Below are 16,042 nucleotides of genomic sequence, written 5' to 3'. Positions count from 1 at the left end.
GTCCGGCCCGTTCACCGCAGCCGTCACACGCGCCGCAGTACGGCGACGACCTTGCCCAGAATGGTCGCGTCGTCGCCAGGGATCGGCTCGTAGGCCGAGTTGTGCGGAAGGAGCCAGACGTGGCCGTCCTCGCGCTTGAAGCGCTTGACGGTCGCTTCGCCGTCGAGCATGGCTGCCACGATGTCGCCGTTCTCCGCGACCGGCTGACGGCGGACGGTGACCCAGTCGCCGTCACAGATCGCTGCCTCGATCATGGAGTCGCCGACGACCTTCAGGACGAACAGCTCACCGTCGCCGACGAGCTGCCGGGGGAGCGGGAACACGTCCTCGACCGATTCCTCCGCGAGGATCGGGCCGCCGGCCGCGATGCGGCCGACCAGCGGGACGTAGGACGCGGCGGGCTTGCCCGCGGTGTCCGTCGGCTGCACGGTCACGGCCTGGTCGGAACCGCGCACCTCGTAAGCGCGCGGGCGGTGCGGGTCTCGGCGCAGGAAGCCCTTGCGCTCAAGAGCCATCAGCTGATGCGCGACCGAGGAGGTGCTCGAAAGGCCGACGGCCTGGCCGATCTCGCGCATCGACGGCGGGTACCCGCGTCGCTGCACGGAGTCCCTGATGACCTCGATCACCCGGCGCTGCCGGTCGGTGAGTCCGGAGCTGTCCGCCCGGATGCCTGGAGGTCGGCCCGGTAGAGAGCGCTTGTGTCCCTCGGGATTCGTGGCTTCGTTCATCGCATGTACCGGCTCGACTCGGCCCTGGGAGCGGTCCTGGGCAGTGATGGTGGCACTGTCTGCGGTGGTGGTCACGTCGGCCCCTCTCGATGGTCTCCCTGCTGGACAACGGTAGTTGCTTTCGAAAGGTTGCGCCAAACACACGTTCGAGTGAAAAAGTGCGATTCGCCTGACGTGATCGTGTGTCCGGGTGTATGGCTAACGCGATCCCTGGCCGACAAAAGCGCCCATTGTTGTACTCTTCACCGCCGGGGCAGACCACCTTGTGGGTTGCTTCCCCAGTCTGCCATCCGGAATCCCGCCTGCCGGGACCTGGGCTCCTTCTGTGCCGGAGTCCCACGTGTCCTCCGTGCGGCGCCCACGGTATCTCCGTAAGCGCCACGGGGAAACGACTGTGCGTCCGCGTGTTCGGTGGGGCGTTCGCGGAGGTCCGGGGCCTGTCTTTCCGCAGCGACACGCGAGTCTGCCTTGGTGTATGAGCCAATCCCCACATCTAGTGGTTGGATGGCTACAGCGGCCCACAAGTTGTGTTTGTACGGGTCCCCCGGGTCTCCGGGGCCTCCGCGATCGCCTATGCTTGGGGCTGCTTCGAGGGGCCCCTGAGGTCCAGCGAGGCTATTGAGTCTGCTGTGAGGAGGGTTGGAGATCATGCACTGCCCCTTCTGCAGGCACCCCGACAGCCGTGTGGTCGACAGTCGTACGACCGACGACGGCACGTCGATCCGCAGGCGCCGCCAGTGCCCCGACTGCTCCCGTCGTTTCACGACCGTGGAGACGTGCTCGCTCATGGTGGTCAAGCGGTCCGGAGTCACTGAGCCGTTCAGCCGTACCAAGGTCATCAACGGCGTGCGCAAGGCATGCCAGGGGCGGCCTGTCACCGAGGACGCACTCGCCCAGCTCGGCCAGCGGGTCGAGGAAGCGGTGCGGGCCACCGGAAGTGCCGAGCTGACCACCCATGACGTGGGTCTGGCCATACTCGGCCCGTTGCAGGAACTCGACCTCGTCGCCTATCTGCGATTCGCCTCCGTCTACCGGGCGTTCGACTCGCTCGAGGACTTCGAGGCCGCCATCGCGGAGCTGAGAGATGCCACGCGGGACCCCGCTGCGGACGACGAAGACGCGGGAGCGGGGAGCCAGGAGGACGACCGCGGGCCCGGAGGGACCACTCAGGTTCCCGTGCCCGCCCGCGCCGCCGACTGACCGGCGGACCGGAAACCGGACGGAGACCCGGGTTCCGGCCGGTAAGCGGCGAGCGAAGACCTGTTGCGGGCGGCAGCGTGAGGATGCCCGCAACACCAGACACAACACCGTGCCACGGGAACATCGTGGCACTTCAGGGCGTTTTAGCCCGTACAGGGAGGCGGCATGACAGAGACGGCGAGCGGTCCGGCACGGGGTTCCCGATCCAAGGGCGCCAAGGCCAGCAAGGGGCTGCGCATCGAGCGTGTCCACACCACCCCCGGCGTACACCCGTACGACGAGGTTGCGTGGGAGCGCCGTGACGTCGTCATGACCAACTGGCGCGACGGCTCGGTCAACTTCGAGCAGCGTGGCGTCGAGTTCCCCGACTTCTGGTCGGTGAACGCGGTCAACATCGTCACCAGCAAGTACTTCCGCGGTGCCGTCGGCACCCCGCAGCGCGAGGTCAGCCTCAAGCAGCTGATCGACCGCATCGTGAAGACGTACCGGAAGGCCGGTGAGGACCACAAGTACTTCGCCTCCCCCGCCGACGCCGAGATCTTCGAGCACGAGCTGGCGTACGCCCTCCTGCACCAGATCTTCAGCTTCAACAGCCCTGTCTGGTTCAACGTCGGAACCTCGCAGCCCCAGCAGGTCTCTGCCTGCTTCATCCTGTCCGTCGACGACTCCATGGAGTCGATCCTCGACTGGTACAAGGAAGAGGGCATGATCTTCAAGGGCGGCTCCGGCGCCGGCCTGAACCTCTCCCGCATCCGCTCCTCCAAGGAACTGCTCTCCTCCGGCGGCAACGCCTCCGGTCCGGTCTCCTTCATGCGCGGCGCCGACGCCTCCGCGGGCACCATCAAGTCCGGCGGCGCCACCCGCCGCGCCGCGAAGATGGTCGTGCTCGACGTCGACCACCCCGACATCGAGGACTTCATCCAGACCAAGGTCAGCGAGGAGGAGAAGATCCGCGTCCTGCGCGACGCGGGCTTCGACATGGACCTGGGCGGGGACGACATCACCTCCGTCCAGTACCAGAACGCCAACAACTCGGTCCGCGTGAACGACGAGTTCATGAAGGCGGTCGAGGGTGCCGGCAAGTTCGGCCTGCGCGCCCGCATGACCGGTGAGGTCATCGAGGAGGTCGACGCCAAGGCGCTCTTCCGCAAGATCGCCGAGGCCGCCTGGGCCTGCGCCGACCCGGGCATCCAGTACGACGACACCATCAACAACTGGCACACCTGCCCCGAGTCCGGCCGGATCACCGCGTCGAACCCGTGCAGCGAGTACATGCACCTGGACAACACGTCCTGCAACCTGGCCTCGCTGAACCTGATGAAGTTCCTGAAGGACGACGGCAAGGGCAACCAGTCCTTCGAGACCGAGCGTTTCCAGAAGGTCGTCGAGCTGGTCATCACCGCGATGGACATCTCGATCTGCTTCGCCGACTTCCCGACCCAGAAGATCGGTGAGAACACGCGCGCGTTCCGCCAGCTCGGCATCGGCTACGCCAACCTGGGCGCCCTGCTGATGGCCACCGGCCACGCGTACGACTCCGACGGCGGCCGCACCCTGGCCGGTGCCATCACCTCGCTGATGACGGGCACGGCCTACCGCCGCTCGGCCGAGCTGGCCGCGGTCGTCGGCGTCTACGACGGCTACGCCCGCAACGCCGACGCCCACAAGCGCGTCATGGTCCAGCACGCCGACGCCAACGGCAAGGCCGTGCAGACGGACGACCTGGACTCCCCGGTGTGGGCGGCTGCCACGGAGGCTTGGCAGGACGTCCTGCGCCTCGGCGAGCAGAACGGTTTCCGTAACTCCCAGGCGTCCGTTCTCGCCCCGACCGGCACCATCGGTCTCGCGATGTCCTGCGACACCACCGGTGTCGAGCCCGACCTCGCCCTGGTGAAGTTCAAGAAGCTGGTCGGCGGCGGCTCGATGCAGATCGTCAACGGCACCGTCCCGCAGGCCCTGCGTCGCCTGGGCTACCAGGAGGAGCAGATCGAGGCGATCGTCGCCCACATCGCCGAGCACGGCAATGTGATCGACGCCCCGGGCCTCAAGCCCGAGCACTACGAGGTCTTCGACTGCGCCATGGGCGAGCGTGCCATCTCCCCGATGGGCCACGTCCGCATGATGGCCGCGATCCAGCCCTGGATCTCCGGCGCCATCTCCAAGACGGTCAACATGCCGGAGACGGCGACCGTCGAGGAGGTCGAGGAGATCTACTACGAGGCCTGGAAGCTGGGCGTCAAGGCGCTCGCCATCTACCGCGACAACTGCAAGGTCGGCCAGCCGCTCTCCGCCAAGACGAAGGACAAGGCGAAGGCCGAGATCACGGAGAAGACCGAGGCGGTCATCCGTGAGACGGTCGAGAAGGTCGTCGAGTACCGCCCGGTCCGCAAGCGCCTCCCCAAGGGCCGCCCGGGTATCACCACGTCCTTCACGGTCGGTGGCGCCGAGGGTTACATGACCGCCAACTCCTACCCGGACGACGGTCTCGGTGAGGTCTTCCTGAAGATGTCCAAGCAGGGTTCGACCCTCGCCGGCATGATGGACGCCTTCTCCATCGCCGTCTCCGTCGGCCTCCAGTACGGCGTGCCCCTGGAGACCTACGTCTCGAAGTTCACCAACATGCGCTTCGAGCCGGCCGGTATGACGGACGACCCGGACGTGCGGATGGCGCAGTCGATCGTCGACTACATCTTCCGCCGCCTGGCGCTGGACTTCCTGCCCTTCGAGACCCGCTCCGCCCTCGGCATCCACTCCGCCGAGGAGCGCCAGCGTCACCTCGAGACCGGTTCCTACGAGCCGTCCGACGACGAGGTCGACGTCGAGGGTCTGGCCCAGTCGGCGCCGCGCCAGACGGAACTGAAGGCCGTCGCCACCCCGAAGGCCGAGTCCGAGGCGGCCAAGCCCGCACCGCAGCAGGCGCACACCAGCGCCGAGCTGGTGGAGATGCAGCTGGGTATCCAGGCCGACGCACCGCTGTGCTTCTCCTGCGGTACGAAGATGCAGCGGGCCGGCTCCTGCTACATCTGCGAGGGCTGCGGCTCGACCAGCGGTTGCAGCTGATGACGCGAGGTTCCTGAGGTAAGGGGCGCCGGCCATGGGCCGGCGCCCCTTACCTTTTGCGGCGCGTTCATCTCCCGCGGGTCCGGTACCGAGCACTGCCCCCGGGGCGGCCTCGATCTGGGTTCCGTTCGGGGCCGGCCGTCAGGGCTGGGTGGCCCTGCCCATGACCCGGGTGAAGGTCGCAGGATCCTCGTCGAAGCCGTGGACACCGGCGTGGAAGTTCCACGCGCCGGACTCGTCCCGCACGAACTCGGCGATCGTGGCCGCTGTGGCTCCGAGCACCGAGGAGAAGTCGTCCTCGGCAAGCACGGTGTAGCCCTCGCGAATGCGCATGGCCGGATTCAGGACGTCGACGAACGTCCGGTGCCCGGGCTGCTGTTGGATGACGACGCCGACCACCACGCGCGCGTACTGGCTGCCGAGCCGGTCGAGCTCGAGCGTCATGACCTCGTCCCAGCCGAAGCCCCGCCCGTCCGTGCTGTCGCGGTTCAGGAAGATCGTGCCGTCCGGCGAACGGCTGTCGAAGTGCACCAGATAGGCCGGAGCCCCGTACGCGTCACCCGACAAGAACGTCGCCGCGACGACGTCCAGATCGGTGGGCGGCTGACCCGCGGGACTGGGGTCCCACTTGAGCCCGACCTCGACCTTGCGGATTCCCTTGCTGAAGCCAGTCACCGGGCCTTCCCTTCCCCCTGAGGATCCCTTTTCCTCAACTCCCTTGGACTCGGCACCTATTGTCCATCCTGCCATGCGCACGGGGTGCGGGGGCGGGTGATCTCCGCCGGAGCGTGACCGGCGCCACGCCCGCTGGCCGTACGATGGCGCGGTGCTGGTCAAGTGGATTCGCTGCACCGTGGTGGACCGCCGCGGCTTCGAGCGGGGGCAGCGGAAATGGGCGGGGCTTCTGGGGGAGCCGGGTTTTCGGGGACAGGGCGGAGGCTGGAGCCGACAGCGACCCGGAGTGGCGCACATCTTCGCCTTCTGGGAGAGCCGCGCCTTCTACGACTCCTTCATGGCCCGCTCGCACGACCGTCTGGCCGCCGCGCAGTCCGGCACGTTCAAGGATCCCCAGGTCAAGCTGTTCGAGTACCGCTTCGATGTGAAGACCGGCTTCGAACCCCGGTTCACGGACACCGACCTGATCCGCGTGGCGCTCTGCCGGGTGCACGAGGACCGCGTCGAGCACTTCACCCTCATGCAGGAGAAGGTCTGGAACCCCGCGATGGCCGGATCGCCCGGCATGATCCGGGGCATGTTCGGCGAAGCGCCCGCGCAGGAATTCCTGATCCTTTCCATGTGGCGGTCGGCGGCGGAGCACGGCAAGTACCGCACGGAGCGGGTGGAGCGCCTTGCGCTGCGGGCCCAGACGGAGGCGGACATCGCGGCCCTCTCGGGTGACATCGTGGAGCTGGAGCCGTCCTGGACGGTGTGAGGCGACTCTGTGAAGGTTTGAAAAGCAAACGCTCATACGGTCTGCCCCATAGCGCCCCTGGACCAGGTTTTCATGTGACATACGCCGTATGGAGCCCGTACGGGTGCTCGACCGTCCCCCGTTCGATCTAGGGTTTTGGCATGGCACGACCACGGCGCATTGTCCTTGTCCGGCACGGCGAATCGACGGGCAATGTTGATGACGCCGTGTACGAGCGGGAGCCCGACCATGCTCTCGCGCTGACCGAGCGTGGCCTTCGGCAGGCCGAGGAGACCGGCAAGGAGCTCAGGGAGCTCTTCGGCCCGGAGCGGGTGAGCGTCTACGTCTCCCCGTACCGCCGCACGCTCGAGACCCTGCAGGCCTTTCACCTCGATCCGGACCTGATACGGGTACGGGAGGAACCCAGGCTGCGCGAGCAGGACTGGGGCAACTGGCAGGACCGCGACGATGTGCGCCTGCAGAAGGCGTACCGGGATGCCTACGGCCACTTCTTCTTCAGGTTCCCGCAGGGGGAGTCCGGCGCCGACGTGTACGACCGGGTCGGCGGCTTCCTGGAGAGCCTGTTCCGCAGCTTCGAGGACCCCGACCATCCGCCGAACGTGCTCCTGGTGACGCACGGGCTCGCGATGCGGCTCTTCTGCATGCGCTGGTTCCACTGGACGGTGGCGGAATTCGAGTCGCTGTCGAATCCCGGGAACGCCGAGGTGCGGATGCTCGTTCTCGGGGAGGACGGCAAGTACACACTCGACCGGCCCTTCGAGAGCTGGCGGGACCCGGTGCCGCACTGGGTCACCGGATAAAGTGGCAGAGCGATGACCGCTGACTCCTCTTCCCTCGGGCGCCTGGACCGCGCCCTGGCCAGCCTGCGCGGACTGGCCCTGGGCGACGCGCTGGGCTCCCAGTTCTTCGTTCCGGCGAACTACCCCCTGCTCAAGCGTCGTGAGCTGCCCGCCGGGCCCTGGCAGTGGACGGACGACACGGAGATGGCCTGCTCCGTGGTGGCCGTCCTGGCCGCCCACCAGCGCCTCGACCAGGACGCGCTCGCCCGCTCCTTCGCCGAGCACCACGATTTCGACCGGGGCTACGGCCCCGCCGTCAACCGGCTCCTGCGTCTCGTCCGGGAGGGCCAGGACTGGCGAGAGCTGGCCGCCCGGCTCTTCAACGGGCAGGGCTCCTGGGGCAACGGCGCGGCCATGCGGATCGCGCCGTTGGGCGCCTGGTACGCGGACGATCCGGAGCAGGCGACCCACCAGGCGGAGATCTCGGCCTACCCCACCCATCAGCACCGCGAGGCCGTGGTGGGTGCCATGGCCGTCGCCGCGGCTGCCGCGCTGGCCGCCTCGCCGGACGGGCCGCCCAGCCCCGAGGCACTCCTCGACGGCGTCGTCGCCCTTGTGCCGAAGAGCGCCGTCGGTGCCGGTCTGCGTCGCGCCCGGGACATGCTCGACTACGGCGATGCGGCCACCGTCGCGGCCGTCCTCGGCTGTGGACGCCGTACGTCCGCCCATGACACCGTCCCGTTCGCCCTCTGGTCCGCTGCGCGGGCTCTGGGTGACTTCGAGGCGGCGTTCTGGGCGACTGCCCAGGTGGGCGGGGACGTGGACACGACCTGCGCCATCGTGGGGGGCGTGCTCGCATCCGGCAAGGCGGGCGCGCCGCCCACGGGATGGGTGGAGCGCACCGAGGCGCTGCCGGAGTGGGTGCCTACGGGCCTCTGAGGCGGCCGGCGGCCGGCTCCACGAGGCTTTCAGTGGAGCGCGCTTTTCGTCGGACCGTTTCGGCGGGGAGTACGGGATCCGTCGGTCCCCGCCGCCTCGGAACCTCCCGACCCCTGATCCGCTCGGAAACTCTCCGTGCCCGATGGGAACTCTGCGTAACTGTCGGGCGTTTTTCCGGTATCCGTCTTCCTGCCGTGAGTCGCATGAGCGCTCGGGCCGACTGGCGGGGGTGAGTAATCCGAGGGGGTGGGGCGATGTCGTGCGCACTGGCTGCGTGGGCTGTGTCGACCGTGGCGGTGGTGCTGGGCGTGCGGGCCGTGGCGGTTGCGCGGGCCGTGCTGGCCGAGATGGTTGCGCTGGTCGCCCGCGCAGTGGGGAGCTCACTGGTTCGGGCGGCGGGGGTCCGGGCCGTGGTGCGACCGGCCGGACCACTGCTCATGCCGTCTGTCCCCCGGCAGTGGTCCGGCCGGCCGCCGCTTCGCGCGGTTCGGGGTGGGTCAGCCGATGCCCGGGCCTGCCGTTCCGGCGAGGGCCTCGAGGTCGCTCTTGCGAACCTTGATCACCAGCAGGGCAGTGAGGAACGCGAGTCCGGCCATCGCGGCGGCGGGGACGAAGGCGACGGAAATGCCGTGGGCGAGCACCTCGTGACCCCAGGTCCCGGGCAGCTGGTGCGTCTTGGCGAACTGCGCCTTCTGCTCCGGCGAACCACCAGTGAGGAACTTCGGCAGTTGCTTCTTCGCCTCGTCCTTGCTGGCGGAGCCGAAGACGGTGGTCAGGATGGACAGGCCCAGCGAACCGCCCACCTGCTGCATGGCGTTGAGCAGCCCGGACGCCGCACCCGCCTCGTGCTGGGCGACACCGGAGACCGCCGTGACGGTGGCCGTCACGAAGTTCAGGCCCATGCCGAGGCCGAACACCAGCATGGGACCCAGCACTCCGCCGAGGTAGGAGCTGTCGGGGCGGATGAAGGTCTGCCAGACCAGCCCGATCGCCACGAGCGCCGAGCCGGTCATCATGAACGGTTTGGGTCCGAGCACGGGCAGGAACCGCTGCGACAGGCCTGCGCCGACCGCGATCGCCACCGTCACGGGAAGGAAGGCCAGGCCGGCCTTGATCGCGCTGTAGCCGAGCACGTTCTGCACGAACAGCACGATGTAGAAGAACATGCCGAACATCGCCGCAGCCAGGCTCAGCATGATCACATAGGTGCCCGAGCGATTGCGGTCGGTGAACATCTTGAGCGGGGTGATCGGCTCCTTCGCCCGCATCTCGGTGAGGACGAAGGCGACCAGCAGGACTGCCGCCGCGCAGAACGAGCCGAGGGTGAGGCCGTCGTGCCAGCCCTTCTCCGAAGCGCGGATGAAGCCGTAGACCAGCGAGGCCATACCTGTGGTCGAGGTCAGTGCACCTGTGATGTCGAACCGGCCCGGGTGCCGCTCGGACTCGCTGATGTACAGCGGTGCGAGGGCGACGATCAGCAGGCCGATGGGTACGTTGACGAAGAACACCCACCGCCAGTCGAGCCAGTCGGTCAGCATGCCGCCCGCCAGCAGGCCGATGGCACCGCCGCCCGCGGAGACGGCGGCGAACACACCGAACGCCCGGTTCCGTTCGGGGCCTTCGGGGAACGTGGTGGTGATCAGTGCCAGCGAGGTGGGCGAGGCTATGGCACCGCCCATGCCCTGCAGGGCGCGTGCGGCCAGCAGCTGCCAGGGTTCCTGGGCGAGGCCGCCGAGCAGCGAGGCGAAGGTGAACAGCAGAATGCCGGTCATGAACACGCGGCGGCGGCCGAGGATGTCGCCGGCCCGCGCACCGAGCAGCAGCAGGCCACCGAAGGTGAGCGTGTAGGCGCTGACCACCCACGTGAGGTCCGTGGTGCTGAACTTGAGAGCGTCTTGAATGTGCGGGAGTGCGATGTTCACAATCGTCGCGTCGAGTACCACCATGAGTTGGCAGGCCGCGATGACGGTGAGAGCGATGCCGGGGTGCCCCTCCCGGCGGGCCGCGCCCGGTTTCTGTTCCTGCAGCAGTTGAGAGGTTGTCACTATGGTTCCCCCATGAAGGCGTTAGTGAACGCTCGCGTTCACTGTCGCGCCAACGGTAGTGAGTCCTCGACAGTGAACGCAAGCGTTCACTTAATTCCGCACCGCGTGTTGCGTCCCCCTTTGCTGCGACGTGGTGCACCTCGCCCCGGAACCCCCGCTTCCCCTTGTTTGCTGGAGAAACTCAGATGGTTACCTCGCGCTGGACGGCCGCCCCAGATCAGACGGCTTCCCCACGTCGGCGCGGTGCGGTGCTCGAGCGCGCGATCCTGGATGCCGCCCTGGAGCAGCTCAGTACGGTCGGCTGGAGTGGCCTGACGATGGAGCGCGTCGCCGCCGGCGCCCAGACCGGCAAGGCCGCGCTCTATCGCCGCTGGCCCTCCAAGGAGGATCTGGTCGCCGATGCGCTCCAGGCCGGACTGCCCCGCCTGGAGGCGGTGCCCGACCTCGGGAGTGTGCGCGAGGATCTCCTGGTTCTGTGCCGGCGTGCACGGGACGCCATGTACTCGCGCCCCGGTGTCGCGCTGCGTTCCGTGATTCACGAGTGTGATCCCGTGCAGGCCGAGCGCTTCCATGGAGTGATCTTCGAGGGGGTGGTGCAGCCGATGATCATGTTCTTGCAAGAGGTGATCACTCGTGGAATAGAGCGAGGAGAGGTACGGTCCGACGCCGCCAACGGCTATGTGTTCGACGCCATTCCGGCAATGATGATGTACCGCTCGAAGATGTGCACAAGTGAATGGAGTGACCAGGACCTCGAGGGGATGATCGACCAGTTGATGCTTCCGCTGCTGCGGCCGCACGGGGTCTGAACCGGGTCACCGCGGCCCCCTGCGTCGACCGGGGGCCGGGGTGTCGCGGCAGGTCCCAGGCGGCGTAGGCTAAGGGCGCCATGCCGTACGAACCACCTACCCACACCGTCGAGCGCTCACTGCGCGCCACGACCGGAGCGAAGATCATTGCCGGTGTCGACGAGGTGGGGCGGGGCGCATGGGCCGGACCCGTCACCGTCTGTGCGGCGATCACCGGACTCCGCCGACCGCCTGAGGGCCTGACCGACTCCAAGCTGCTGACCGTCAAGCGGCGCACGGAACTGGCCGGGATACTGCGGTCGTGGGTGACGGCCTACGCCCTGGGGCATGCTTCCCCCGAGGAGATCGACGAACTGGGGATGACCGCCGCACTGCGGCTCGCCGCCGTCCGTGCCCTGGACGCCCTGCCGGTCCCTCCCGACGCAGTCATCCTCGACGGGAAGCACGACTATCTCGGAGCCCCGTGGAAGGTGCGCACGGTCATCAAGGGCGACCGGTCGTGCGTGGCCGTTGCGGCGGCATCGGTGATCGCCAAGGTTCAGCGCGACAAAATGATGGCCGAACTGGGTATCGACCATGCAGACTTCGGATTTGCGGACAACGCCGGGTATCCGTCCCCCGTGCACAAGGCCGCACTGGAGGAGCGGGGGCCCACCCCGTACCACCGCTTGTCGTGGGCGTATCTTGATGCGCTGCCCCAGTGGCGGCACCTCAAGAAGGTCCGGGGCTGGGCGGACGGAAGCGTTCCGGAAATCGAGGGTCAGCTCGGCTTCGATTTCTGACGGTTCCGGTCGCACTGATGTGCCACCCGGTCATCCGCGTCGCACCAACGTTTGATAAATATCAGCTCATGCCTCTCCTTCCCGAGGAGCCTCAGATTCACGAGAGTGCCCAGGGTCCCCGCGCCACTCCGGCCAGTGGCCGCACCGCGCCGACCCCTCGTCCCGTACCCGGTCCCCGCCCCGCGGCTCCGTCCCGCCCCGGTCGTCCCGGGCCCCAGCGGCCCACACCTCCGGTGCAGCGCACGTCGCGTGATGTGGGTCCGGCCAAGCCAGGTCCGTCGGGCCCGGCCGCTCCCGCCGCCACGGCGGCGACTCCGCAGATCCAGCTGATCCCGGCCTCGGCCGAGGGCGCGCTCGACGCCGCCGAGGAGGCGGTGGACCTGCTGTTGGACTCCGGCCGTGCCCCGGGCGACGTACTGGTGATCACCACCGGTGCCCAGCACCCCTGGGCCGAGCACGAGCTGTCCTTCGGTGAAGACGCCTACTGGGCGCAGCATGACACCGGTGACGACGTCTTCTACACGGACGGCGCCGTCGCCTCCCGTGCCGCGTGCCGCCCCGTGGTCGTTGTGGCTGTCAACGGTGGCCCCGCTGCCGCTGCCGGCACCGTCCTCCCGCTGGCCCACTCCCGGGCCGGTGCGCTGCTGATCGTCTGCGGTGACCCGCAGCAGATCAACTCGGTGCTGGGCGCGGGCGTCTGAGTCACGTCCGGCACCCCGGCGCATCGGGGTGCCGACGGAACCGCTCCGACGGCATCCGCACGGTGTGGCCTTTGGCGTGCCCGGATGACCGGCAGCGGCCGTTCCTCCTCGTGGGACGGCCGCAAGCAGAGCGGTGAAGGACCGGGGCCAGGGTGCCGGCATTGTAGGGATGTGCCCTGCGACGGGCCGCCCGTGAGCCGTGGGTGCCGGTACGGACCATCCTGTTCGCGTCCCGGTGACGTGCCGGCCGCTATGCATCGGTTGCGAGTCCGGTTGTCCCGTGACCAGTCGGCGACGTCCGGGCCGAGCGGCCAGTGAGACCCTTCGCGGCTTCTGCACCGCACTTCCCGTCAGTCCGCTGTCCCTTCGTCCGCTGGCCTGCGAAGGCATGGCGCCGGCCGTGCTGGTGCCGCGCGGGGGAGCCGAGCCTTCAGCCCTGCTCCTCAGCGGGCGGCCGCGCGGCGCAGGACCTCGGAGACCGGGCCTCCGGTGCGGGGCGTGAGCGGCGGGACTTGCGACATGGCGAAGGGCTCCGGCTCCGAGTGGGCGCTCGGGTGGCGCCCTCCGCGCCCCTCGCCGAGCACCTGCCAGCCGTCCCCGGTCAGCGTGATGTACGCCCCGCAGCGCAGCCCGTGCAGTGTGCACGCGTCCCGCAGCCCCCACATCCAGGCGCCGTCCTCCTCGGTCCAACGGGCATCGCCCTCACGGCAATAGAGCAGTACGGCCGTACGCACCGGGGTGCGGCGGCGCAGGTCGTGCGGAATGACCAGGCGCAGCTGGGCGAGCAATGAGTTGCGGAACATCCAGCCGTCGGCCGGCGCGGAACGCCGGGTGAACGAGGCGCTGGCGCACAGCCGTTCGTCAGGATCGAGGACGGCCACGATCGCTGTGGACGGCTTGGGGTGATGGCGGGCGTGCAACCCGCTGACGACCTCACGGGGGTTGCGCAGCAGTGGGATTCCAGCGGCGGCCCACTCTGCGGGCTCGAGCAGGCGACTGGCGGAAGCGGCGGACGCGGACGTCGACACTGATGCCGCCGAGGACGAGGCGAATCCGAAGGTCACGTTCCTCCCTTCGGCTACGCGCCCACACTGCGGGCGAGGTCGGATTCGGGGGGCGCGCACCGCAGCAAAGCCCAACCGGATCACGGACGCGCCGTGCGGGGAGCGGACCTCAATTCTTCCTGTCGAACTTGGATGCGGCAACGAGCAATTGGGGCCACCGACTGTTATTTGGCGGTGCGTGGCTTATATCCCTACCCACAGGGGCCACTGATCAGCCCCGGGACGTTCGATCACGGCACGTTCGTACGCCGTGACCAGTGCCGACGCCCCACGCGCCGCCGTGCGTCAGCCCTGGACGGCCAGAACCAGAGGCAACACCTCACCGGCCCCGGCCCTTCTGAGCAGGCGTGCCGCGACCGCGAGGGTCCAGCCGGTCTCCGTGAAGTCGTCCACCAGCAGGACCGGACCACGGGCCTCGGCGAGCGCGGAGGCGAGAGCGGGCGGAACCGCCAACGCGCCGTCGAGGGCCTTCAGGCGCTGGGCGCTGTTGCTGCGTGAGACCCGCGGCATGTCACCGCAGTACTCCACGGAGCCGAGCAGGGGCAGCCGCCCGATCTCGGCGATGCGGGCTCCCAGGGAATGGATCAGCATCGGCCTGCTCCGCGAGGCGACGGTGACCACACCCATGGGCCGTGGCGTAGCGCCGGCCGCACCGGAGGCCCAGCCGCCGGGCCCCCTGGCCCAGTCGGCCAGCACGTCCACCACCGCTTGCGCCACGTCGTCCGGCACGGGCGCATCCGGTGTCTGGAGCGCGAACAGGGGGCGCAGCCGGTTGCCCCAGCCGATGTCCGAGAGGCGACCCAGCGCCCGCCCAGGGGCGGCCTGATCACCGGCCGGAATGCGTCCCTTGAGGTCGATGCCGATCGCCGGAAGGCCGGTCGGCCACATGCGGCGGGGCTCCACCTCGACCCCGGCACGGCCCAGGTCGACACGGGCGGCGTCCAGCGCCGCCGTGGACGTGCCGGCGGTGAAGCGTGGCCCCGCGCAGTTGTCGCAGCGGCCGCAAGGCTTGGCGCCCTCGTCGTCCAGCTGGCGCTGGAGAAACTCCATCCGGCAGTCCGTGGTCGCCGCGTAGGCACGCATCGCCTGTTGCTCGGTCGTGCGCTGGCGCGCCACCCAGGCGTACCGCTCGGCGTCGTACGACCACGGCTGCCCGGTCGCGATCCAGCCACCCTTGACGCGCTGCACGGCTCCGTCGACGTCGAGGACCTTCAGCATCGTCTCCAGCCGGGAGCGGCGCAGCTCCACCAAGGGCTCCAGAGCGGGCAGCGACAGCGGCCGGTCCGCCCGGGCCAGGACGTCCAGGGTGCGGCGCACCAGGTCCTCGGAGGGAAAGGCCAGCGACGCGAAGTACTCCCAGATCGCCTCGTCCTCCTTGCCCGGCAGCAGCAGCACTTCGGCGTGCTCGACGCCGCGCCCGGCGCGGCCGACCTGCTGGTAGTAGGCGATGGGTGAGGAGGGCGAACCGAGGTGCACCACGAATCCGAGGTCCGGCTTGTCGAAGCCCATGCCGAGGGCGGAGGTGGCGATCAGCGCCTTGACCCGGTTGGCGAGCAGGTCGTCCTCGGCCTGCTGGCGGTCGGCGTTCTCCGTCCTGCCCGTGTACGAGGCGACGGTGTGACCACGCTGGCGCAGAAACGCGGTCACCTCCTCGGCGGCGGCCACGGTGAGCGTGTAGACGATGCCGGAGCCCGGCAGGTCGTCGAGGTGGTCGGCGAGCCAGGCCATCCGGTGTGCGGCGTCCGGCAGCCGCAGCACGCCGAGACTCAGGCTCTCCCGGTCCAGCGGTCCGCGCAGTACCAGCGCGTCCGAGGTGCCGCCGGTACCGAGCTGTTCGGCGACGTCGGCGGTCACGCGCGCGTTGGCCGTGGCGGTGGTGGCCAGCACGGGTACACCGGGCGGGAGGTCGCCGAGCATGGTGCGCAGCCGACGGTAGTCCGGGCGGAAGTCGTGTCCCCAGTCGGAGATGCAGTGCGCCTCGTCCACGACGAGCAGGCCGGTCGCCGCAGAGAGCTTGGGGAGGACCTGGTCGCGGAAATCGGGGTTGTTCAGGCGCTCCGGGCTGACGAGCAGCACGTCGACCTCACCGGCCGCGATCTCGCTCTGGACGGACTCCCACTCCTCGGTGTTGGAGGAGTTGATGGTCCGGGCGTGGATGCCGGCGCGAGCCGCGGCCTCCACCTGGTTGCGCATGAGCGCGAGCAGCGGCGAGACGATCACCGTGGGTCCGCTGCCTCTGGCCCGCAGCAGCGAGGTCGCCACGAAGTACACCGCGGACTTGCCCCAGCCCGTGCGCTGCACGACCAGGGCCCGACGCCGGTGGGCGACCAGCGCCTCGATCGCCCGCCACTGGTCCTCGCGCAGCCGGGCTGTGCCCGTGGCGTCCCCGACGAGCCGGGCCAGGACGGTGTCGGCCTGTGTCCGGAGGTCCGCGTTGCTCGTGTGCTCCATGCGTCCCATACAACAGGACTGCACTGACAGCCGGGCGCGAGCGGGCGGTCGC

The 16,042-nt window shown here is 69.1% G+C and carries 13 protein-coding genes; 8 read left to right on the top strand and 5 right to left on the bottom strand.

The window, feature by feature from the left end; translation table 11 throughout:
* Positions 1–23: 23 nt before the first annotated feature.
* Positions 24–803: a transcriptional repressor LexA gene (lexA, locus tag ACZ7P3_RS35500; protein WP_333772146.1), complete on the bottom strand. Its 780-nt coding sequence runs from the start codon at positions 801–803 to the stop codon at positions 24–26.
* 573 nt (positions 804–1,376) lie between these two features.
* On the opposite strand from lexA, the gene nrdR reads away from it, so the two are divergent.
* Both nrdR and ACZ7P3_RS35490 read left to right on the top strand, forming a co-directional pair.
* Positions 1,377–1,928 (top strand): transcriptional regulator NrdR, encoded by a 552-nt coding sequence (gene nrdR, locus ACZ7P3_RS35495; RefSeq protein ID WP_472088035.1) that lies wholly within the window; start codon positions 1,377–1,379, stop codon positions 1,926–1,928.
* A 165-nt stretch (positions 1,929–2,093) separates the two neighbouring features.
* Positions 2,094–4,988, top strand: coding sequence for a vitamin B12-dependent ribonucleotide reductase (locus ACZ7P3_RS35490; RefSeq protein WP_472088033.1), 2,895 nt, complete (start codon positions 2,094–2,096; stop codon positions 4,986–4,988).
* A gap of 141 nt (positions 4,989–5,129) precedes the next feature.
* Here the strand turns inward: ACZ7P3_RS35490 and ACZ7P3_RS35485 are convergent, their stop codons facing one another.
* On the bottom strand, positions 5,130–5,663 hold the full coding sequence (locus ACZ7P3_RS35485) for a TerD family protein (protein WP_472088031.1): 534 nt from the start codon (positions 5,661–5,663) through the stop codon (positions 5,130–5,132).
* Between the two features lie 151 nt (positions 5,664–5,814).
* Between ACZ7P3_RS35485 and ACZ7P3_RS35480 the strand changes: the two genes are divergently transcribed.
* From ACZ7P3_RS35480 to ACZ7P3_RS35470, 3 genes are all read left to right on the top strand, one after another.
* Complete coding sequence (locus ACZ7P3_RS35480) at positions 5,815–6,420, top strand: YdbC family protein (RefSeq protein WP_472088030.1); 606 nt, start codon at positions 5,815–5,817, stop codon at positions 6,418–6,420.
* Between the two features lie 140 nt (positions 6,421–6,560).
* Complete coding sequence (locus ACZ7P3_RS35475) at positions 6,561–7,220, top strand: histidine phosphatase family protein (RefSeq protein WP_472088028.1); 660 nt, start codon at positions 6,561–6,563, stop codon at positions 7,218–7,220.
* 12 nt (positions 7,221–7,232) lie between these two features.
* Entirely contained in the window at positions 7,233–8,138 is a 906-nt protein-coding gene (locus tag ACZ7P3_RS35470; RefSeq protein WP_472088026.1) for an ADP-ribosylglycohydrolase family protein, read from the top strand.
* A gap of 497 nt (positions 8,139–8,635) precedes the next feature.
* Here ACZ7P3_RS35470 and ACZ7P3_RS35465 read toward each other — a convergent pair whose 3' ends face one another.
* On the bottom strand, positions 8,636–10,183 hold the full coding sequence (locus ACZ7P3_RS35465) for an MFS transporter (RefSeq protein ID WP_472088024.1): 1,548 nt from the start codon (positions 10,181–10,183) through the stop codon (positions 8,636–8,638).
* 185 nt (positions 10,184–10,368) lie between these two features.
* On the opposite strand from ACZ7P3_RS35465, the gene ACZ7P3_RS35460 reads away from it, so the two are divergent.
* The 3 genes from ACZ7P3_RS35460 to ACZ7P3_RS35450 all read left to right on the top strand — a co-directional run bounded on the left by ACZ7P3_RS35460 (position 10,369) and on the right by ACZ7P3_RS35450 (position 12,475).
* Entirely contained in the window at positions 10,369–10,992 is a 624-nt protein-coding gene (locus ACZ7P3_RS35460; protein WP_472088022.1) for a TetR/AcrR family transcriptional regulator, read from the top strand.
* A gap of 80 nt (positions 10,993–11,072) precedes the next feature.
* Complete coding sequence (locus tag ACZ7P3_RS35455) at positions 11,073–11,774, top strand: ribonuclease HII (RefSeq protein ID WP_472088021.1); 702 nt, start codon at positions 11,073–11,075, stop codon at positions 11,772–11,774.
* Positions 11,775–11,842: 68 nt separating this feature from the next.
* Positions 11,843–12,475: a hypothetical protein gene (locus ACZ7P3_RS35450; RefSeq protein WP_472088020.1), complete on the top strand. Its 633-nt coding sequence runs from the start codon at positions 11,843–11,845 to the stop codon at positions 12,473–12,475.
* Between the two features lie 443 nt (positions 12,476–12,918).
* Here ACZ7P3_RS35450 and ACZ7P3_RS35445 read toward each other — a convergent pair whose 3' ends face one another.
* Positions 12,919–13,539, bottom strand: coding sequence for a hypothetical protein (locus tag ACZ7P3_RS35445; RefSeq protein ID WP_472088018.1), 621 nt, complete (start codon positions 13,537–13,539; stop codon positions 12,919–12,921).
* A 285-nt stretch (positions 13,540–13,824) separates the two neighbouring features.
* Positions 13,825–15,990, bottom strand: a complete 2,166-nt coding sequence (locus tag ACZ7P3_RS35440; RefSeq protein WP_472088017.1) for a RecQ family ATP-dependent DNA helicase — start codon at positions 15,988–15,990, stop codon at positions 13,825–13,827.
* Positions 15,991–16,042: the final 52 nt, after the last annotated feature.

Source organism: Streptomyces sp. NPDC107581, assembly GCF_055657175.1.
This window is presented reverse-complemented; position numbering and strand designations above follow the sequence as displayed.